23 protein-coding genes are annotated in these 19054 nt (G+C 44.3%); 3 read left to right on the forward strand and 20 right to left on the reverse strand.

The annotated features are described in order from the left end of the window. Positions 1-111: 111 nt before the first annotated feature. Complete coding sequence (locus tag KI362_RS10020) at positions 112-996, reverse strand: LysR family transcriptional regulator (RefSeq protein ID WP_028537996.1); 885 nt, start codon at positions 994-996, stop codon at positions 112-114. Positions 997-1142: 146 nt separating this feature from the next. On the opposite strand from KI362_RS10020, the gene KI362_RS10025 reads away from it, so the two are divergent. Continuing rightward, positions 1143-2162 (forward strand): alpha/beta fold hydrolase, encoded by a 1020-nt coding sequence (locus tag KI362_RS10025; protein ID WP_016312674.1) that lies wholly within the window; start codon positions 1143-1145, stop codon positions 2160-2162. A gap of 649 nt (positions 2163-2811) precedes the next feature. Here KI362_RS10025 and KI362_RS10030 read toward each other — a convergent pair. The 8 genes from KI362_RS10030 to KI362_RS10065 form a co-directional block, all read right to left on the reverse strand. Further along, positions 2812-3213, reverse strand: a complete 402-nt coding sequence (locus KI362_RS10030; protein WP_068779969.1) for an Rrf2 family transcriptional regulator — start codon at positions 3211-3213, stop codon at positions 2812-2814. 122 nt (positions 3214-3335) lie between these two features. Further along, positions 3336-4721 (reverse strand): DHA2 family efflux MFS transporter permease subunit, encoded by a 1386-nt coding sequence (locus KI362_RS10035; protein ID WP_137669811.1) that lies wholly within the window; start codon positions 4719-4721, stop codon positions 3336-3338. A gap of 152 nt (positions 4722-4873) precedes the next feature. Then, positions 4874-5782 (reverse strand): class I SAM-dependent methyltransferase, encoded by a 909-nt coding sequence (locus KI362_RS10040; protein ID WP_028537997.1) that lies wholly within the window; start codon positions 5780-5782, stop codon positions 4874-4876. 111 nt (positions 5783-5893) lie between these two features. Then, positions 5894-6796 (reverse strand): NAD(P)/FAD-dependent oxidoreductase, encoded by a 903-nt coding sequence (locus KI362_RS10045; RefSeq protein ID WP_068779967.1) that lies wholly within the window; start codon positions 6794-6796, stop codon positions 5894-5896. A 24-nt stretch (positions 6797-6820) separates the two neighbouring features. After that, the gene (gene trxA / locus KI362_RS10050) at positions 6821-7135 is read right to left on the reverse strand and encodes a thioredoxin (RefSeq protein WP_301626941.1); all 315 of its coding nucleotides are present in this window, start codon (positions 7133-7135) and stop codon (positions 6821-6823) included. A 350-nt stretch (positions 7136-7485) separates the two neighbouring features. Further along, positions 7486-8256 (reverse strand): DJ-1/PfpI family protein, encoded by a 771-nt coding sequence (locus tag KI362_RS10055; RefSeq protein ID WP_068779965.1) that lies wholly within the window; start codon positions 8254-8256, stop codon positions 7486-7488. A 1-nt stretch (position 8257) separates the two neighbouring features. After that, entirely contained in the window at positions 8258-8896 is a 639-nt protein-coding gene (locus tag KI362_RS10060; protein WP_068779964.1) for a DUF2306 domain-containing protein, read from the reverse strand. 43 nt (positions 8897-8939) lie between these two features. Continuing rightward, entirely contained in the window at positions 8940-9974 is a 1035-nt protein-coding gene (locus tag KI362_RS10065) for a DJ-1/PfpI family protein (protein WP_213486903.1), read from the reverse strand. Positions 9975-10470: 496 nt separating this feature from the next. On the opposite strand from KI362_RS10065, the gene KI362_RS10070 reads away from it, so the two are divergent. Then, positions 10471-11157 (forward strand): response regulator transcription factor, encoded by a 687-nt coding sequence (locus KI362_RS10070; RefSeq protein WP_068779963.1) that lies wholly within the window; start codon positions 10471-10473, stop codon positions 11155-11157. A 1-nt stretch (position 11158) separates the two neighbouring features. Beyond that, positions 11159-12490 carry a sensor histidine kinase gene (locus tag KI362_RS10075; RefSeq protein ID WP_068779962.1) on the forward strand — a complete coding sequence of 444 codons (1332 nt, stop codon included), beginning with the start codon at positions 11159-11161 and terminating at the stop codon, positions 12488-12490. An 876-nt stretch (positions 12491-13366) separates the two neighbouring features. Here KI362_RS10075 and KI362_RS10080 read toward each other — a convergent pair. The 11 genes from KI362_RS10080 to KI362_RS10125 all read right to left on the reverse strand — a co-directional run bounded on the left by KI362_RS10080 (position 13367) and on the right by KI362_RS10125 (position 18763). Next, positions 13367-13531 carry a hypothetical protein gene (locus KI362_RS10080; protein WP_157259346.1) on the reverse strand — a complete coding sequence of 55 codons (165 nt, stop codon included), beginning with the start codon at positions 13529-13531 and terminating at the stop codon, positions 13367-13369. Then, the gene (locus KI362_RS10085; protein ID WP_068779961.1) at positions 13528-14016 is read right to left on the reverse strand and encodes a JAB domain-containing protein; all 489 of its coding nucleotides are present in this window, start codon (positions 14014-14016) and stop codon (positions 13528-13530) included. The genes KI362_RS10080 and KI362_RS10085 overlap by 4 nt, the downstream gene beginning before the upstream one ends. Positions 14017-14152: 136 nt before the next feature. Further along, positions 14153-14509 (reverse strand): hypothetical protein, encoded by a 357-nt coding sequence (locus KI362_RS10090; protein ID WP_229520987.1) that lies wholly within the window; start codon positions 14507-14509, stop codon positions 14153-14155. Between the two features lie 25 nt (positions 14510-14534). Beyond that, a complete protein-coding gene (locus KI362_RS25540; protein ID WP_082790026.1) occupies positions 14535-14882 on the reverse strand; it encodes a type II toxin-antitoxin system PemK/MazF family toxin in 348 nt (115 codons plus the stop codon). Further along, the gene (locus KI362_RS10095) at positions 14851-15012 is read right to left on the reverse strand and encodes a hypothetical protein (RefSeq protein WP_157259345.1); all 162 of its coding nucleotides are present in this window, start codon (positions 15010-15012) and stop codon (positions 14851-14853) included. Before KI362_RS10095 ends, KI362_RS25540 begins: the two co-directional genes overlap by 32 nt. Positions 15013-15147: 135 nt before the next feature. Then, positions 15148-15831, reverse strand: coding sequence for a PD-(D/E)XK nuclease family protein (locus tag KI362_RS10100; RefSeq protein ID WP_068779959.1), 684 nt, complete (start codon positions 15829-15831; stop codon positions 15148-15150). Continuing rightward, positions 15831-16259, reverse strand: a complete 429-nt coding sequence (gene ssb / locus KI362_RS10105) for a single-stranded DNA-binding protein (RefSeq protein ID WP_301626954.1) — start codon at positions 16257-16259, stop codon at positions 15831-15833. The genes KI362_RS10100 and ssb overlap by 1 nt, the downstream gene beginning before the upstream one ends. Then, on the reverse strand, positions 16256-16738 hold the full coding sequence (locus tag KI362_RS10110) for a hypothetical protein (RefSeq protein ID WP_301626956.1): 483 nt from the start codon (positions 16736-16738) through the stop codon (positions 16256-16258). The genes ssb and KI362_RS10110 overlap by 4 nt, the downstream gene beginning before the upstream one ends. A gap of 187 nt (positions 16739-16925) precedes the next feature. Further along, positions 16926-17252 carry a hypothetical protein gene (locus KI362_RS10115; protein ID WP_020816499.1) on the reverse strand — a complete coding sequence of 109 codons (327 nt, stop codon included), beginning with the start codon at positions 17250-17252 and terminating at the stop codon, positions 16926-16928. Next, entirely contained in the window at positions 17249-18160 is a 912-nt protein-coding gene (locus KI362_RS10120; protein ID WP_068779957.1) for a hypothetical protein, read from the reverse strand. The genes KI362_RS10115 and KI362_RS10120 overlap by 4 nt, the downstream gene beginning before the upstream one ends. A gap of 288 nt (positions 18161-18448) precedes the next feature. Next, positions 18449-18763, reverse strand: coding sequence for a hypothetical protein (locus tag KI362_RS10125; protein ID WP_068779956.1), 315 nt, complete (start codon positions 18761-18763; stop codon positions 18449-18451). Positions 18764-19054: the final 291 nt, after the last annotated feature.

Raw genomic sequence — 19054 nt, forward strand, 5'->3', positions numbered from 1 at the left:
TTACAACTTCGACAGCAGTTGCTCCCGGTGCGTGAGACGCTATAGATCCATCAATTTCCTCCCATGTGAAAACTAAAGTCCTTGATTGTATCCCCGACAAAAAAAGGGGGGTTAAGTCAGAACTTCTCTCGCCGCTTCTATGAAAGACAACAGGATGGGTGAAAGCCACTTGTCTTTATGCCACAACATCTGTGTATACACATGCAGATCGGGAATTTGCCAGGGAAGGGCAACAAGTTCACCGCGCTCTACCTCGGCTTCCGTTACGATTTCTGGGAGAAAAGCTATACCTATTCCCGAAATGGCGCATTGTTTAATGGCTTCTGCACTTTGAAACTCTAAATACGTAATGCTGTCAATGCCCTCTTTCTCAAATGACCGGTCAAACATGGTTCTATAAGGACAGCCTTTTTCATTCGTCAGGAACACTTCTCCGTGAAAATCCTCCAGTTGCAGCTCCTTTTGCCTAGCAAGCGGGTGATCCGGAGCAGCAAACAGGCGGAAGGTTTCTTCCAGCAGCGGTTCTACGGCAAGTCCGCTCGAGCGAATGGGCTCGTCAAGCATGAAGACGATATCTGAGTTCCCCTCAAAAAGCGATTGTTTGAGCTCTTGATTGGGAACGGAGCGGAAGATCAGACGAACGCTGGGATGCTGCGAACGAAAGCGCCGAAAGACAGCAGGAAGCCGGTACGCGCAAATAACCTCATTGGCACTTATCGTCAGAGTACCGTTTAAAGACTCGTTATCATGAACAACGCTGCGTGCTTCATCCAATTTGTCCAGAACGCTCCGGGCATGAATCAAAAAACGTTTACCCGCTGCGGTGAGAACCAACTGCTTGCCCAAGCGGTCAAAGAGACGAACGTCCAGCTCCTCCTCCAAGGCTTTTATTTGCATGGTTACGTTAGAGGGTACGTAGTTCAGCACCTCTGCGGCCCGAGTGAAATTTAAGGTTGATGCAACCGTACAAAACGTATTCAGTTGACGCAGCTCCATTTATCGATCCCCCATACCTTCAAAATTATTGAATACTATTATGAATTGTGTTCACTTTCTCTGAGAGTATCACGACTCTATACTAAACACAAGAAATCACATCTGACCTTGAACATGTGGTTTCATTTAGAAGGGAGGCCTCTAGGATGGATTATGAAATTTTTAATTTGGGTGATGTCACCTTGCAATCAGGAGTGATTTTGCCGAACGCTTTTCTAGCATATAAGACTTATGGGACACTAAATGCACAAAAAGATAATGTTATCGTCTATCCGACTGCATTTGGTGACCAGCATACTCAGAATGAATGGCTGATTGGCAGCGGAATGGCCCTGGATCCGGACAAATATTTTATTATCGTTCCCAATCTACTGGGCAACGGGTTATCTTCATCTCCCAGCAACACAGCCCCTCCGTTTGACCGAGCTCATTTTCCCAAGGTAACCCTCTATGACAACGTTAGTTTCCAGCATCGGCTGGTGACCGAACAATTTGGCATTCAAAAGATCGCACTCGTAGTGGGCTGGTCCATGGGCGGCATTCAAGCCTTTCAGTGGGGGGCAAGTTACCCGGAGATGGTGGAACGAATTGCGCCTTTCGCGGGAATTGCCAAAACTTGGCCTCATACTTTTGTGGTGCTGGACAGTCTGAAGGCCGCGCTACTGGCAGGAGTAGGCTTTGATTCAAGCAAGCTAAACCAGCTGACTTCCGAAGACATGCGCGCCGTTGGCCGGGTTTATGCCGGATGGGGACTGTCGCAGGCGTTTTATAGGGAGGAGCTGTACCGGGAGTTAGGCTTTGACTCCTTGGAGGCCTTTGTGACCGAGGTCTGGGAACATAGCTTCATGAAGATGGATCCGCATAATGTACTGGCCATGTTAGAGACAGGCCAGCATGCAGATATTAGTGCGAACCCTTCATACAACGGGGATTTTGAGAAGGCGCTTAAAAGCATTAAAGCCCTAGCCTGCATCATGCCGGGGAGCACGGACCTCTTCTGCTCAGCCGACGATAATGCATACGAAGCCAAGTTTATGCCTAATGCCGACTTTAAGCCAATTCCGTCCATCTGGGGCCATTTTGCCGGCCGTGGAATCAACAGTGCGGATAATCTGTTTATTGATGATAACCTGAAACGCTTGTTAGCCCTTAGCCCTCACGAATAAATGATCATTGACTGGGCTCTAGCTGAGGGGACTGTCTGCTGAATAACTTCCTGAAGAGCAGAGCAGTGAGCTTCGTTCCTCAGGAAGTTTGTTTGTTGCAGCTAATCGCCACCCGGAATAATCACGGCTGCTGCAGGGCCGCCAGCTGCTAAGCCTAATGCTGAACCTACTTGACGGAATAACAGACAGTTTAGAATAAGTCCCTTGGCTTAGATTTTCCTTTTTCTTCAGCCCATTCATATAAGCATCCAGCTTATATACACCACAGAGTCTTTGTCGTGTTATACTGCCCGTTCAGCACCACCGTGTGAGTCTAAAACTTAATTTCACAGTCTACAACTTATTTTTCCTAGTCTAATACTTTATTTTTCAGTCCATCATCCCGATTCCTGACCCATCATTTCACGAATTAAACCAGACCCTCCAGGCTCCTGCATTCGACAAGTTTCCGAATATGCAAAAGAAGAGCTCTCGATTCACCATTAAGCTATATCGAGAGCTCTTCTTCGCGAACATCGATGCGGTCGAGAGGACAATGGTATCAATCTAACGCAGCACTATCTTGTTCAATGCCGTTTGTATATCTTCCTTTCATACTTTTCCCAAACGGTTTAATAAAATAAACCATTCTCATAAAAACAGTTTTTCTTCAAAGAACTACCGTCAATTTCTTAGCAATCTCAGATAATTTTTGTTTTTTTAAAAAGTCCTCCATTTTCTCTTCAGCCGATACCATCACCTTCTGAACTAAACACTCTGATCCATGATTCATTTCGCAGTCGAATAAGGAGGCGGAGCCTTCAATGGCATGAATCACGTCGAGAAACGAGATTTCTTCCCAATTCCGTTTTAAGCGATATCCACCATTGGCTCCTGAAGTCGATTCAATCATTCCTGCCTTGACCAGCTTGGTAAGGATTTTGGATAAATACGTTGGAGAAACCTCTTGTCTCTCCGCCAATTGCTGTACGCCGATAAGTTTGTTCGGCGGGAATGCGGCAAGAAAGAGCATAGTATGAAGAGCATAGTTTGTCGCTTTAGAAAATTTCATAACGTGATGTTCACCTCAATTATGGACTTTATGTGCCCATAATAACTTTTTATATTGGCTTATGTCAAATATCGCCTCCCTTATTACTCCTTTATTCGTTGTAACTGGCAACACTCCAAGACCTACGATTCCACTGAACCTTTACCATATGGAACAAAGAAGGTAAGAAGAAAACCACTCGCTGCAACGAGGGCTAGTGACCAAAATGCGGCTTGAATTCCTTGATGCATATTGATCGGAAAAGATAATGAGCTGTAATCTGCGGTAATTGTCACCAAGGTGATGAGCAGAGCCCCGCCCATTGACATGCCCAATGTACGTATGGCCGTGGTCATCGGCGAAGCGTAATTCATCATCGAATTCGGCAAGCTTGCCATGGCAAAAGCAGTAATTGGGGTCATCATAAAACCGACCCCGGTCATAAGCAACGCATATAACCCTACCAACAGACCATACGGAGCGTGAATCGATAGCGCTATCGTTAATAGGGCCGTTACGGCGGCTATCCCGAAGAAGCCAATCCGAATCAAATAGCGACCGCCATAACGGTCGTAGATTTTACCCGAAACCACTCCGGACACCCCCATCAGCAATGCACCTGGGAGCAACATTAGCCCCGATTCTCTAGGCAGTAGTCCCCTGACATTTTGTGCATATATCGGGAGCAGCAGTTCCACCCCGGCCATCACAATGAACAGGACTACGCCTATAATCGATGCATAAGTAAATCTCGGGTAACGAAATACGTTGAAATCAAGCAAAGGGACGGCCAGTTTGAATTGGCGCTTCACAAACAGAAACGACACTGCGAATCCCACGATAAGGAAGGTCAGCGCAAGCTGAATCCCTTTTCCCTGATCGCTAAGGATGCTAAATCCATACAACAGACAACCGAAGCCCAAACTCGAATAGAGAATAGATCTCCAGTCCAATTTCGCTTTATGCGTATCCCAAACGTTTTCCAAGCAATAATATGCGACAAACAGGTTCGCGATCGCTATGGGCGCCACCCCATAGAATAAGATTCTCCAAGAATGATTTTGAATCACGAAGCCGGAAATCGTCGGCCCCAGTGCAGGGGCGAGTCCCACAATGAGACTGGCCAGCCCCATCGCTGCCCCGAGTTTTTCCTTTGGGAACACTAGGATAATCGTATTCAGGAACACCGGTACCAGCAATCCGGCGCCAATCCCCTGAATAATTCGTCCGCATAGGATCAATGTGAAGTCGACGGAGAAGCCGGCAATTAGCGTCCCTGTCGTAAAGGCCCCAGCGGATGCGAAAAACAGGGTTCTCGTCGAGTATTTTCCGATCAGGAATCCCGTCACAGGGATGACAATTCCAGAAACCAGAAGATAGACGGTGATCAGCCATTGCGCCCGATTGACCTGGATTCCAAGGTCAAGCATCATTTGTGGCAAAGCCGTGTTCAGCATGGTTTGCATGAGTTGTGCCAAAAAATTCGCGACGATTAGAGATGCGACAATGATTACAGGTTTTCTTTTCATAACGTTCCTCAATTTACTACGACCACTCCTTCTGTCTGAACCAGCCCATGAAATGTAGAATCTGTTGCGTGTAGAAATGCCATGAATATAATCATCCCTTAACAGTTTGTAGATATTACAGATATTTTTTATCCATTATACAGTTAAAGAAATTACTTATGGGGAAATTCTTGGACACCGGTGTACATGCTCTGATCCTTCAATTGAATAAGCACCTTGCCAAAACGCCCACCCTGCTGGATGACAACCTTATCCGTCGGATAGGTCCGTTCCAAATAATTGGCTATGATTTTCCTATTCTGGTCGTCCGCAGTCAAACCGAAAATTCTCAGCCATTCCATAACCTCCTGGAGCGCCGTGTCTCTAGATACTTCTGTAGATTTCATTTCCCGGGTTACGAGCGACTGATAGGAATACCCTTTGAGATACAGTAAATGGAGCAAATAAGCCATTTCCAAATGTTCCGTTTTCATGGGCTGATCAGTGACCAAAGGCCAAATCTCTTTTACCAGACTGTGCTCCCTGGAGCCGACAGACAGGCTGATATAGCAATACTGTCGTGCGCAGCTCAGCACTTTCTCCACACTGTCCCAATCGACAATAACCGGGCACATGGAGACAAATACGAAATCAAAGGCTTTTTCCCACCCCTTTGCTTGAATATCAATGTCTTCAAAAGGCTCAGCCACAATCTCTACATTCCCGTTCTTTAATCCCGTTATATTACTTTTCAATAGCTCAACTAATGGAAGACTAGGCTCCACAGAAGTAACACTAGCCCCTCTCTCCGCAAATGGCACTGTAAATCCGCCTGAGGCCGCTCCAATGTCTAATATGGAGATATCTTTAAATGTCACACCCTGACTTTCCAGCCAATTCATAATCCGTTTTGTTCTTCGCCTGCCTTCTTCGCTAAACGCCTGCTCGTTAAATGACTTTGCCCTATGGTCAAAAGTATGTGCTGGATCAATTCCAGCTTTTTTCATTTTGCTAACCGCTGTATCTGGATCATTCTTCCAAGCTGCTTCCCAAACGGCATCATTAAAAAAATCGTTCGTCATCATCCTCTTCATCCCTTTCTGTTATATGTAGCCATTACACTTATGACTTTTGAAAAAAGTCCTTCTCTCTAAGAAACTTTTTTCCCAAGAGAAGGACATGTCCACTTAGAGCTAAACGAAATCTTCTTCTGTCAGCTCCATGTTGATGCCAATCGCCGCTTTGCTTCCGCCTGCTGCAGCAAAAATCAACTGGGAAGGCATTACGTAAGCTGCATCCCCGGCGGCATACACACCTGGAACCGAGCTTTTGCCCCACTCATTTGTGGCGATACCGCCAAACTCATTTACCTCGTAACCAAGCGAACCCTGAAAAGACGCCTTCGGTTTCCATTCCGGTGTAATGAATCCTCCCGTTCTCTCGATTCGCGTGCCATCCGCAAATTCCACCTGCCGCAATTTCCCCTCATGACCGATAAACATCGTTACTGCTTGTTCAACCACTTCGATGTTTCTGGATTTCAACAATTGTTTTTGATCGTTGTCCAGAACAGCATGCCCATTTGTACAAATCACAAGATCTTTACTCCAGGTATAGAGCAGCTTGGCCATATGAAACACTCCAGAGTTCTCGGAAACAACAATTAGCGGCTGATCTCGAAGCTCCCAACCATCGCAGTAGGGACAACTGAACAAACTTGTTCCATAACAATCACGTAAACCTGGAATATCCGGGAAAATCTCCCTAAGTCCCGTGGTGATCAGTAATTTGCGTGCTTCAATCTGTTTTCCGGTTGACGTCACGACGACGAACCTGTGATCATTCCGGTGAATCTCGGTTACCTCCCAAGGTAAAAGTTCAACGGAGGGATACCCCAGAACCTCCTCATATGCAATACGTCTAAACTCGGCTGGTGTCACACCGTCTCTTGTTATAAATCCATGAGAAGCATGTGTAACCGCATTTCGGGGCTGGCTGTTATCAAATAACGCAACACTGCGTCTGGCTCGCCCAAGTACCAGAGCCGCATTGAGTCCTGCCGGGCCTCCGCCGATAATAGCACAATCATAAGTCAATAGAATCTCCCCTTTTTTGTTGATTTATTTGGAGGCAACAAGCTGCTGCAGGGCACCTTTCGACAATATGCCTATTTCTTTATATAGAGGCTGTCCATCTTTGAATATAATGGTTGTCGGTATGCTCATAATCTGAAATTGTGAAGAGGTTACCGGATTTTCGTCTACATTAACTTTAACGACTTTAATGGAATCATTTGCTTCCTTTTCAAACTCCTCTAATACAGGTGCAAACACTCTGCATGGACCGCACCAAGCAGCCCAAAAATTCACTACTGTTGTACCTTCCGTTTGCACCATCTCTTTAAAAGTAGAATCTATCGCATGTTGAATAGCCATCGTGATCTTCCTTTCAATTAAATATACTATGGATATATAATATCTTTAATTTGTCATAAAATGGGTCTAGTAATCTTGTCCGGCGTTGTTGCCAGTAACCAATAAATAGAACATCACCTCAAACGCATAATCAGTTGCTTGTGAATTTTCATAGTACTCCTCCATTTCAAATTAAAGACTTCATGTATCTATGATAACCTTGTTTTGTATAAGATGCAAGTCAGTCTCATGAAAATTTAGCCATACCAAGGCCAGTTGCATTCTTTTGGCATGTGATCGAGCCAACAACAGCGGACAGGCTAGGGTCTTTTGCATCCTAGTCTGCCGCTGTTGCTCTTATCGGATCGGTATTAGTTTTCGTTAAAATTGATCGGCGCAATGCCTTCCGCTCGCCACACAGTGCCTCTTTTCTCGTACTCGAATAACTTTTCTACAGCATTTGCGATTTGGGGACCTAACTCACGATCAACCAAATACAAGGCCACATCAAGACCCGAAGTCACGCCTCCCCCGCTTACGAAGCGAGGACCATCTTCAACGACTCTTGCTTCAATCGGAATTGCACCGAGAGATCCTAACGCTTCCATGCCTATTTGATTGGTAACCGCATGTCTATCTTTCAACAAACCTCCCATCGCAGGCAGTAGTGTACCACCGCATACTGTAGCTACAATAACTTCCTCATTGTTAAAAGCTTGTTTCAATTTTTCCGACAAGCCTGTCTTCATGGCCTTCTTTAATATATTTGGAATGGCATCTTCCGAATTTCCCGCTGGCTTGCCCGAAGCCCCAGGCACCAAAATGATTCCCGGACGCTTTGGGTCTAATGCAGCTTGCGCTTCGAGAGCGGGCCCGTTCAGACCGCTCGGGACAGAACGCTTGCCTTCTGCGGAAACCAATTCCACAGTAACTGCTCCTTTTGAGTACATTCCCGCAGCAGCGAATACTTCGTATGGTGCTAATGCGTCCAGCAGATCGAAACCATCGAACAAGACGATTTGAACATGCATCCTTTTGTCTTTGAATGGATCATTATTTTCTTTTGAATTCGCACTTGCTGTAGAGGTAACTAGACATAGAACTAGTACAAACGACATGAGTACTCCTATAATTTTTTTCATCCTACACTGCCTTTCTGGATCGATTGATATTTCTGATAATGATGTTAGGAATGATCAACAGCAGCACAATAGAGCCGTAAACGCCAATTGTATAGCTGGTAGCGTAAATGAGACCAAATCCCTGATAAAAAAGGGAGGTGATGAGATGAATTGTCATGTTCGTAAAACAAAAGGCGTAACTTCGGATCATCCAGTTCCGGTGCCGAATGATACGTTTCTTTTTGATTTGTACAAGCGCCATAATGGTGATAAACAGCCATATTATATTAAGAGCATTGAACCCCATACTGCTTATTTTTCCTCCAGTAGCATAAGGAGCCATATATCCGGAAGTAATCACGACAAGAAGGACGGATACTAAATAAACGTAGCCGTTTATACGGTGGAGCTTGCGGCTTTTTTCAAAGACGCGGTTGGAGAAGTTCAGCAACCCCGTCGCCATGGCGATGCAGGCAAACGCAACATGAACGTGCATAACGTTTATCCAGACTGGAAGATTTAGTTCGCGCTTCAGGCCGATTTTATGGCTTAAAAACGCCTTGGCTCCAGGATCGATAATAAAATTGGCCACCAAAGCGTAAAGGATAAATAGAATACTGATGCAGGCCAAAAGTCCGTATGTTATTTTCCATTCCTTCATGCGATCCATCCCCTCATTTTTATGACCAATTCGCATTTATGGGTTAGGTAACACGCTTGCCTGTTAATTTGGATGCAGGCAGTATGCCGGCCCTGGCAAATCCAATCATGTCATCTCCACGCACGATAACTTCGAATTTTAGATTTAACCGCATAGGTTTCGTGACGCGCAGCGACCAGGTAAGCTTATTGTCCTGAAGTAAGGGGTTTATAAACTCGACCGTCTCATCCCCTTGTGTGGCCTGGCCTTGGATCAACCCATTCCTTATGGAAATGGAGAGCTTGACCTCCAGTTTCCCAACAGGCGTAGCAATTGTCGTATCCCAATCCCCGTCGAATTCAGATTCTCCGGGTAATTTGATTTCCGAGGTATCATAAATCATCCCCGTATTGTTCGTCGCGATGTTCGTTTCTTCGTCGGTCTCTGCCTTGTGAGAGCTAGGCGCCCTTCCTTCTTCCCGCCAGACCGTTCCTCTCCGTTCATATTCGAACAGCTGCTCTACCGCGTGCGCGATACGCGGTCCAAGCTCGCGTTCCACCAGATACAGCGCTACATCGAGTCCCGAAGTAACGCCGCCGCTAGTAACCAGATCGCCGCTATCCACTACGCGTGCCGGGACGGGAATGGCTCCGGTTGCTCCAAGTACATTCATGCCCAGATGATGCGTTACCGCCGGTCTGCCCTCCAAGAGCCCCCCCATGGCCAGTAACAGGGAACCGCCGCAAACCGTGGCAACGATGATGTCTTTTTGCCCGAGTGCTCGCTCAATCAATCCAGCCAATTCCGTATTCAATGCCCGAGACAGAATGGCTGGGGGCGAATTCGGCCCATCTCCTTCGACGTCACCCGACGCGCCAGGTACGAGAATGATGCCCGTACGTTCCGGGTTCAGTCTGCCGCTCGCTTCAATTTTTAACCCGTTGATGCCGCTGGTGACGATTCTCGGCCCTTCAGCGGTGACGAATTCTACGCTTAACGCGTTTTCAGCATACATTGCCGCGGCACAAAAAACCTCGTAAGGCGCAATGGCATCCAGAAGGTCAAAGCCATCAAAAAGCACGACTTGAACCGTTAACATCCACAAACCTCCTCATATTCAAAGTCAGTAGATTGATCCTCGAACCTGCGGATCGTATCAGGGAAAAATTATTTTGTCAGAAGATCCTTCAGCCTGTGATATTCCTTCTCGTCGATCTCACCACTAGCCATCCGGCCTTTTAGAATCAATGTGATGTCACGGTCTTTTTGATTGGAAACTCTGTAGCGATGATTAATCGCATAAATTCGAACTACCATAAAAGAAAAAAGTGTAAGACAAAATAGAGCACCGAATGGAAAAAATGAGAAACTTCCGTATTCCAAGTTTATGTCAACCTCCTTCATCCGTTTTTGCGTAGAACGGGCCCTAACTCGCGATATTTGCTGTCCGACTCGGCAAGAAGTATCGTAACAAACGAGTATCTCAAATGAAGTTGTATAAAGGTCACAAAACAATAAACAAATCATCACAAATTAGGTGGTTCTGTTTGTTGCATGGGGTTAAATGATAAACTAGTTTTCAAAGGTGGGATATCATGAGTGAAATCAGTACCATACTGGTTGTTGACGATGATCAAAGCATTGTCGAACTATTGAGCGACTTTTTAGAGTATGAAAATTTTCGCGTTATAACCGCTTGTGATTCTGTTCAAGCTTGGACTTTGTTTGAGCGGAATTCCATTCATTGTATTGTTCTTGACATCATGATGCCGGGGCAAAACGGGTTTGAGTTATGTCGCCGGATTCGTGAGAAGAGTAATGTTCCGATCCTTTTCTTGAGCGCACGCAGCGACGATGTAGACAAGATTCGTGGCTTGACGCTCGGCGGCGATGATTATATCGTAAAAACCGCTTCACCTGGCGAGATCGTAGCCAGGATAAAAGCTGTACTACGGCGTTCTGTTTCCCAACTGCAAATGAGTGAGAGAATCTTGGATTTTGGCCGCATCAAGCTAAATCTATCCACAAGAGAAGTATTCGTGGATGGGAAGAGTGTAGTGCTCACCCCGAGGGAATATGAATTATTGCGATTATTTGCCGAACACCCTAGGCATGTTTTTTCATATGAACAGATACTTTCGAAATTTTGGAATGGGGTAGGTGACAGGCATACGATTCGGGTGCACATCGGTCGACTTCGCGAAAAAATTGAATCCGATCCGAACCATCCTCAATACCTAGTCAACGTATGGGGAATAGGGTATCGCTTCGAGGGAGGTTAAGATGAGAACACTTCGTATTCGTTCGTTTACTATACTGCTTTTCTTTTTCTTAATGTTAGTGCCGTGGATCTTTTATGTGACAACACACTTCATAGAGACAAAAACGCTCAGCTTCGCAAAAAACGGAGCTCAAGCCGAGATTCTGCAAGGACAATGGATCGAGAAGATCGTACAGCTGATCGAAACCAATTCGGACAATTGGAGGGATCCGAATTGGCAAAACCAATTGCATCATGAGTTGCAACAAGCGAAAATGGAAGCGGCTATTCTATCTGCATCAGATCAAGAAATTTACCGTTCTAATCCGCAGAGCCATGGCATATTGCCTTCTACCGAACGGTTCTCCATTATAGAGGACGGTCATTTACTTGGAAAGGTCATTATTTATCTTCCGAAGTCAAATGCGGCTAAGTTCATTTCGATATTTACCGGGCTATTGTTAGCTTTTTTTATTGTCGGTGTTGAAATGCGAAGGTTTCTTCTTAAGCCTCTCGAAAAGATGAGCTTTGCAGCTAGAAAAATCGCTGCAGGAGATTGGGACGTAGAGTTGCCTAGATCCTATATCACCGAAATCTCTGAGGTACGCGATGCATTCGAAGTGATGGTGAATGGAATGCAAAAAGCTTTTCAAATACAAGCAGAATTGGAAGAAGAGCGCCGATTCGTCATTACAGCTGTCGCTCATGATTTGCGTACCCCGTTGTTCGCTTTACGAGGTTACTTGGATGGTCTGGAACAAGGCATTGCCCAATCCCCGGATAAAATAACCAAATATTTGGCCGTTTGTAAGGAAAAATCGGCGCAATTGGACCGGTTGGTAGAGGACCTTTTCACATTTACAAAGATGGAGCATGTGCAGATGGATCTTCATAATCAGAAGATTGATTTTAAACTCATCATCCTGAAATCGATTGACAGTTTAAGTCCGCTAGCTCGCCAAAAGAACATCTCGATTTCGACCCATATTGAAGACGACTGCTTCATTAACGGTGATGTGCATTTATTGGAACGAGCGATGAACAATTTGTTGGATAATGCCGTCAGACACACACCCTCGTATGGTGAAATTGTTGTTCAATGTTATAAAGAAGGTAACAAAATAAAGTTTATGATCCGTGATACAGGCCCGGGCTTCTCCTCGGAAGAACTACATCGAGTTTTTGAACCTCTATATCGTGGTGAAGCATCTAGAAATCGTTCAACTGGAGGTAGCGGATTAGGCTTGACCATTTCACAAAGAATTGTAAGGCTACACGGAGGTGAACTTTCCGCAGGTAACCATTCGGAAGGTGGAGCGCTGCTAACAGGTTGGATATCCGTAGCTGCGCCATAGGTACGACTTGCATCGAAGAGATCATATTCGTAGCCAGTTTGGTTACAAGAGCCTTTATTAGTAGACGAAGTAATTGAATTTATTCCCGTAAACACCTGTCTACCGCCAGCCAGTGAAGTCTCAAAAGAACCAATAATTGTTTAAGTTACACTTGCACCGTTTGAATTCAATGTAGCTGTCTTTGAAGCAGAAGCGGTGGACATCAATGAAAACCCTTTTTTTTATCAGTGACAACTAATTTAGCGGAAGCTCATTCTTATGCAATTTTCTTGAAAATCGCAGGATCAACTCAATCTTCAAGTGAAACACCAGGATGTTCTGAAACAACTTTTTTAACAGTTTCAACATACTGCTTGTAGTAAGCGTCCTTTTGATCCTGTGACAATTCAGTTGCGGGTGCTGCCCCTGCGTACCTGATGACCAGAAATGCAGTACACAGTACAACAGTAGATTTTACAAATTTTACTAAACTTCTTCATATTCTCGCATCCTCTCTATTGATCTTTACATCCTATATTATACTTTAATAGTTTAGTAGTTTTATGGAAAATATAAGGCTTATTAAACAGTGAAATTTGTCGCTCTTCTGTAGAAAAGATGAATGTACTTGAGGGGGGCATGTAAATACCACTTCGTTTTATCAGTGAGACAATCGGAGCCAGTGTTGTTTGGGAGAAGTCTAGGACAACAAATATTAATGCAGACTAATTTGTGCCCTGTTAAGATCATAAGCCTGTGGACGAAATGGATACCACAGGCTAATTTTTAAAAGTTTAAGTACTAATAAGAATTTGATCCTAAAAATTTCATGTATTTTGATTACCGGCTTATCAACTTATTTATGAAAAGTGCGTAGATTGAAAGTAATTAATTTCATTAGCTACCCGAAGCATTCATACTCACCTTTCCTTCCTTGCGCAAAGTTTTCACCGTAACTGTACTCAAAACTTCAGGAGGAGCAGCAAGCAACAACGCAGCTACCCACCGTTCCTTACCATTCCGCTTCAAAAGCTCATTTAAAAAGCGATCCTTGGCTGTCATATCATACCCTGCTCCCTTAGAGAAACATATCCTTCCGTTCCGATTACAACATGATCCAAAACATCGATACCAAGAATTTCACCGGCTTGTATTAGCCTTTCTGTCAGTCTAATATCTTCAACAGTTGGAGTAGGGTCACCCGAAGGATGATTATGAGTACAGATGAGAGATGCCGCACCTTTGATAATCGCAGGTTTAAAAACTTCACGAGGATGCACGATTGCCGAATTTAATGTACCGATAGAGATAACCTCTTTGGACAAAATACGGTTCTTTGTATTTAAAATAAGGATCATAAAGTGCTCCTTATCTAATCCGACTAAATCCGTAGCCACAGCCTGAAAAACATCGGCTGGTGTATGGATATAGTGATCTTTCTCCCCTTCCATCACTTTTCGTATCAGTTCAAGCAACTTCTCAGCCTGTTTGCGTCGTTTAGGTGGCAAAGCGCTCAACTGAGATTCCCTCACCATAAAATCTTCCATTTGTACTCCTTCCCGTTTATCCCGAGCCGCCTTACGGCGGTGTCGGAAATAAACACCGCCGTTTAACGCCGGGCGAGAGGCGAAATTATTTATAACTATCTCGAACCATAATTTACTCTGAGAACTAAAGATGCAATTAGACTTTTCTCGAATCGAAACGCTTCGTTTCTTTCAGCGTGCCATATTGAGACAACGCAGCTTCTTCCCAACCGAGCTTCTTAATGGAAGTAGCCGGAAGACTCAGGAACTCCCAAGCATTCTTTCCCTCTGCTGTAATCGCCACGGCTAATTCCTTTAAACCATCGGCTCCAAATTGCCAAGAAGTCGAAACACTGTATCCCCACAATTTATCTCCAGCTTGCAGTGGGCCATTATCATCCACATAAGCCTTCAAGTTCACTTTCATTTGCTTCAACGCCGCTTCCGTACGCTCGATTTCTAAGGCTAGTTCAATTGCTTTTTCTTCGGTCAATTTTTCAATTACTGCTGTCATTTTCAACACTCTCCTAATTTAATTTTCATAAAAATAAAGACCTACAAGCATTAAGAACCGCTTGTAAGTCTTCATCAGTTAAAATTCCTATTTCATGTTTTAGTCGTTCATAATGAACGCTACTCAATTTGGACGTTCTAACATAGGAAGGAAAGACCAACCCGGCTAACTTCCAATCGAGCAAGTTTATGTCCCAATGATTCCGCATATATGAACTTGTTATTGGAGCAATCAGTAAATCTTCATCCTGATTGTCCTCCATTAACACAACGACAGGTCGCTTCTTGGACTTGCTTACATCGTCACGATAAACAATTTCAGCAATCCAAACACTCCCACGTTTAAACGTCCTTGTAGAGTTCGTCATAAACATCGTCCTTGTCGTTCAGCCAGAAATTATACTCAGAGCCAACGACCCAAGCATCTCTAGGAATATCTTTTAATTTAGCATTTTCCGAATTTGTATCTTTGGATTTTGCCACTTGCTTCTCCTCCTTGTTCATGACGCCCCTCCTTCCGCTTAGTTTATTAAACTCATTGTAACCAAACGGAAGGGGAACATCAACGGATCAGTAATTATATATCTTACTTTCCGCACACTTGCAAAGAGTGCAAATTTAGAACTTCGTTTTACCGAATCAGCATTCTCCCTTTTTTAAATAACACTCCAGCACAAACGGACAATGCTTACAATGGCTGCCTGGTGTAGGTGGAAATAAAGAAGAAGCCATATCCGGGAATGATTCCAGACAAGACTTCTTCATTTCAATTTCTTCCGCCAAACCACGCGCCCATTCTCTAGCTTCATTGGCATCAGACTCGTTATATACAAACGATTCTGCTTTCCTGAAGCGTAGAAAGTACAATGTCCCCTTGACTTGCCGAAGTCCTCTTCTTTTCATAATTGCCCAAGCATACAATGCAAGCTGCCTTGTATCATTTGCTCGGTACAGTCGCCAATTCGATTTCCAATCCCAAAATCGTTCTTCTTCCAGAAGATCAATGTAGCCTTGAAATTGAATGCTATCTCCAAGTGGAAGTACAAAATGAACTTCCGTTTGTCCCCTGACTTCCGGAGCACGCTGCACCAATGAAGCAATCTCTTCATAAGTCACTTCGGGATGAAAATCTGATTCAATAATTGCCTCTATAATGGCTTCATGCTCAGATACTCCATTGATCTTTAGCTCAATCGCTTTATGAACTGCTTTTCCAAGAGCTAGTGGTTTGGTAACTGGCTCTTTTTTACCTAAAATGTACTTTTGGTAAAATCGATAAGGGCAAGTTTCATAAAGCGAGAGCCGGGAATAAGAGTACAGCATTAGAATGGCAAATCTTCATCAGAGATGTTCCATCCATCTCCGGCTGAATTGGTCCCTTTATTATTTGTCGAATTTTGACGATCGCCGGTTTGAGAAGTCCCGTTAGATGTGTTAGTAAGGAATTGAACATACTGTCCAACTACCTCCGTTACATATACACGGCACCCTTCATTGTTCTCATAGTTGCGAACCTGAATTCGTCCTGTAACTGCAACCTGGTGGCCTTTCTTCACATAGTTAGCTACATTTTCAGCGACTGCCTTCCAGACCACAATAGGAATGAAGTCCGCTTCTCGTTCTCCATTTTGATTCGTAAAGGGACGATCTACAGCCAATGTGAATTGTGCCACTGCTACACCAGAAGGTGTATAACGTAACTCAGGGTCCTTTGTCAGTCTTCCGATTAATACTGCTTGGTTCAAGCTCATTTTTTATCCTCCGTCTTCATGCCTGCCCTTTCAGGCTCAGGACTTACAGATTTAAAATTGCAAACAAATCTTTCCGCGTCTTCCGTCCACCTAGGACGTACTGAACATGAATAAATTTGGAGCACATCGTCCAATAAGGGAGCTTCAATTTCTTTCTCGCGTTGTCGGATACGCCCAATGTACTTTTGATATTTAAAGTTCTTTATCCCGATGATCAGCCAGAGATAAGCACCTTGCCGTTCTGTTTCCAGAAACTCATTCCACTGCTCCCAAAGAAGATCCATAGAACGCATGTAATAGGCAAAATCTCTTTCTCTCATCAGCTTCCAATTAGGCTCTTTGCCTCCTGTGTGTTGCCTCAATAACTTTCGTTGATTTCGGCTGAGTCGTTCAGCTGGATGCACAATTTTCCGCTTACGATATCTCTGCCGCACCTGTTCTTCCGGAACTCCCTCCAAAAGAGAAATAAAGCGAAGCACTCCCCCACTCTCCCCACAAAACCAGCATTTGAACACCTGGTCTTTGGTGTTAAGAGAAAGGTAGTATCTTCGCCTTTTTCCCGGTTTAGAATCCTCATGGCAAAATGGACATTTACAGAGAACTTCCTCCCGCGATTGTGAGGAAGGCTTAATAATGAGTCCGTTCTGGTCTGCAACGTCCAGAATGTCAGGAAGCATGGTCGATCACTGCCCTTAATTGTTCTTCTTGGCTGGGAGGAAGTTGTATCTGTTCCCACTCCGACGAAAGAACAATTTTGCGCGTAACCGTGTGAATCTGTTTTTTAGGCTCCCACCACTGCCAACGCTCGTAAACTTCCGCAGCCATTTGAACATGCTTGCATTGCTTGTGTCCGAAATGACATGCAGGGCAGTCATGCGTAATAATCAAATCGTTGTAATGAGGCTCCACTTTCACGAGATACACACCATTTTGCTTACTGGATGGGAACGCACAGATTAGTGCCTTCCCATCCGTAAAGGTTGTCAGACTCATGCAGCTTCACCCACTAACTGAATCGATTTCACAATTTTGAATCCATTGCTCATTTCAAAATCAAGTTTAAATTGCATGTTATTTGAAATCGCATTGACCTGATCTAGCGTTTCAGCTGTATTGGCAAGCACAATGGATTCTTCACCCGTCCCTACATTGACTACTTTCAACTTGGCGAATGTTACTCCGCCCGGAGAGGTTCCTGTTGCCATATCCAGCATCTTGTATACTTCTCCCGAGTTCTTTGGATTCGAGTTTGAAGGCTTTCCACCCGAATTGTTTTTCTTACCTTTACTTTCAGTAGTCTTAGGATCAGAACTGGATGCAGTGCTATCAGAAGACAACTTTTTCGGAACTTGATTATTCGTTTGAGCAAGCTCACCCACTTCAATCCGTTCTGCACCTTCAATGGTTTCAATCTCACTTTCGTCCATCATTCCAAGGCCGGATAGTGACAGCGTTACCCGACGCTTCGCTTTTGTTTCGGCTTTCATAATGGCATTGGCAAGTTCATCTGCTGTCAACGGGAGAATCTTTCCTGTAGGGACTTTGCATCTACGCATCTCGTCCCAGATCTTCTCCTCTTTCATTAAGGAAACAGCACCTATGGATTCATCAGCACGACCGTCTTGAGTCGTTCCACGAGCTGTCACACAGTAAACATCACCAATGCGTTCACGGCTGGTTATTGTGATACTGATTTTGTGAATTTTACGAAGCTGATCCGTAGCATCGCGCTTAGCATAAAGCACTAACTTTCCATCCAGTTTCAGATAATCAAACGGCTTGGTGAGGGGATTAAGTCCAACGCTCTCACAAACTTTCGTGTAGTAGATCAAACGTTCCTCAGGTTTCAATGAAGAAAGATCACCTTGAACTACTACCTTTTCCATAATCGACAAGTCCATTTTTTAACCTCCACCCGTCAATTGACGCCTGTGCTGTTTTTATACCCGCACAGAAAGGTAAAATAAAAAAACGTCCTTCCTCTATCAGGAACAACGTTTATTCACCATTTTTACTGTTACTTGCTTCAATCCACATGGGTATTTTAAGGAACACGACAGTGTCATGAAGTTGATTTGCTGAAAGGGATGTCCTAACATTCCGCCCCTCCTGCCGTTCATTTGCTTTTGGTAATTTCCCCGCTTACTCCATATGCTATTGGAAGATGGGGAGGGAATCCTTTCTGATTTTTAATCAAACGTATAGGTCTTCACAAGTTCATCCAGATCACTCCAGATTTGCTGGAGCCTCACTTTGAGCATTCCGTCTGTTTCGACACAGGCATCATCCAATAACGATAGAGTCTCTTCAAGCATCCCTTTAACTCGGTCAAAGGCTTCTGCTTCAGCCTGAATAAGACTTTGCTCTAAAGAGCTATGCTCATTTCTGGATTTCTCCCACATTAGCTTGAGCTTAGTCCACTCGCTCTCATTGGGAAGAACCAGCTTTTGACGTGAAACTAATGAATCTTGACGCTTGTCCTTTTTGAACCAGTGTTTAAACATGCTTCGATCCACCCTTTCATTTTTTGGAAAATAAAAAAAGCCGATCTCTGCACGGACGAATCCATGCAAAAATCGGCTTTAATTCACATTATCAGTACATTAAATTACACATGCGCGTGCTGTTTGACCTTTATCAGAGCCTTTCGGTACTCTTCTTCCCTTGTTCTCGGCGCTGGAGATTTCGGGCTATTGCTTTATCCTACTTTATCCTCAGCTCAACGGCTTGTAGGGGAGGTATTGCAATCTTACCTATTCAGGTGGCTCTTGTCTCCGGCAATGGGGAGTTTAGAG

The sequence above is a fragment of the Paenibacillus apis genome, assembly GCF_018333295.1.
Classification (GTDB): Bacteria; Bacillota; Bacilli; order Paenibacillales; family Paenibacillaceae; genus Fontibacillus; species Fontibacillus antibioticophila.

What these genes read in the sequence shown, in the direction of transcription:
- KI362_RS10100 (WP_068779959.1), bottom strand. Translation starts at nt 15,831, where the DNA reads ATGCTGTACTCTTATTCCCGGCTCTCGCTTTATGAAACTTGCCCTTAT.
- KI362_RS10020 (WP_028537996.1), bottom strand. Translation starts at nt 996, where the DNA reads ATGGAGCTGCGTCAACTGAATACGTTTTGTACGGTTGCATCAACCTTA.
- KI362_RS10115 (WP_020816499.1), bottom strand. Translation starts at nt 17,252, where the DNA reads ATGAGTCTGACAACCTTTACGGATGGGAAGGCACTAATCTGTGCGTTC.
- ssb (WP_301626954.1), bottom strand. Translation starts at nt 16,259, where the DNA reads ATGAGCTTGAACCAAGCAGTATTAATCGGAAGACTGACAAAGGACCCT.
- KI362_RS10085 (WP_068779961.1), bottom strand. Translation starts at nt 14,016, where the DNA reads ATGGAAGATTTTATGGTGAGGGAATCTCAGTTGAGCGCTTTGCCACCT.
- KI362_RS10030 (WP_068779969.1), bottom strand. Translation starts at nt 3,213, where the DNA reads ATGAAATTTTCTAAAGCGACAAACTATGCTCTTCATACTATGCTCTTT.
- KI362_RS25540 (WP_082790026.1), bottom strand. Translation starts at nt 14,882, where the DNA reads ATGTTTATGACGAACTCTACAAGGACGTTTAAACGTGGGAGTGTTTGG.
- KI362_RS10025 (WP_016312674.1), top strand. Translation starts at nt 1,143, where the DNA reads ATGGATTATGAAATTTTTAATTTGGGTGATGTCACCTTGCAATCAGGA.
- KI362_RS10060 (WP_068779964.1), bottom strand. Translation starts at nt 8,896, where the DNA reads ATGAAGGAATGGAAAATAACATACGGACTTTTGGCCTGCATCAGTATT.
- KI362_RS10075 (WP_068779962.1), top strand. Translation starts at nt 11,159, where the DNA reads ATGAGAACACTTCGTATTCGTTCGTTTACTATACTGCTTTTCTTTTTC.
- trxA (WP_301626941.1), bottom strand. Translation starts at nt 7,135, where the DNA reads ATGGCTATTCAACATGCGATAGATTCTACTTTTAAAGAGATGGTGCAA.
- KI362_RS10035 (WP_137669811.1), bottom strand. Translation starts at nt 4,721, where the DNA reads ATGAAAAGAAAACCTGTAATCATTGTCGCATCTCTAATCGTCGCGAAT.
- KI362_RS10080 (WP_157259346.1), bottom strand. Translation starts at nt 13,531, where the DNA reads ATGACAGCCAAGGATCGCTTTTTAAATGAGCTTTTGAAGCGGAATGGT.
- KI362_RS10065 (WP_213486903.1), bottom strand. Translation starts at nt 9,974, where the DNA reads ATGTTAACGGTTCAAGTCGTGCTTTTTGATGGCTTTGACCTTCTGGAT.
- KI362_RS10055 (WP_068779965.1), bottom strand. Translation starts at nt 8,256, where the DNA reads ATGAAAAAAATTATAGGAGTACTCATGTCGTTTGTACTAGTTCTATGT.
- KI362_RS10090 (WP_229520987.1), bottom strand. Translation starts at nt 14,509, where the DNA reads ATGACAGCAGTAATTGAAAAATTGACCGAAGAAAAAGCAATTGAACTA.
- KI362_RS10070 (WP_068779963.1), top strand. Translation starts at nt 10,471, where the DNA reads ATGAGTGAAATCAGTACCATACTGGTTGTTGACGATGATCAAAGCATT.
- KI362_RS10040 (WP_028537997.1), bottom strand. Translation starts at nt 5,782, where the DNA reads ATGACGAACGATTTTTTTAATGATGCCGTTTGGGAAGCAGCTTGGAAG.
- KI362_RS10125 (WP_068779956.1), bottom strand. Translation starts at nt 18,763, where the DNA reads ATGTTTAAACACTGGTTCAAAAAGGACAAGCGTCAAGATTCATTAGTT.
- KI362_RS10120 (WP_068779957.1), bottom strand. Translation starts at nt 18,160, where the DNA reads ATGGACTTGTCGATTATGGAAAAGGTAGTAGTTCAAGGTGATCTTTCT.
- KI362_RS10095 (WP_157259345.1), bottom strand. Translation starts at nt 15,012, where the DNA reads ATGAACAAGGAGGAGAAGCAAGTGGCAAAATCCAAAGATACAAATTCG.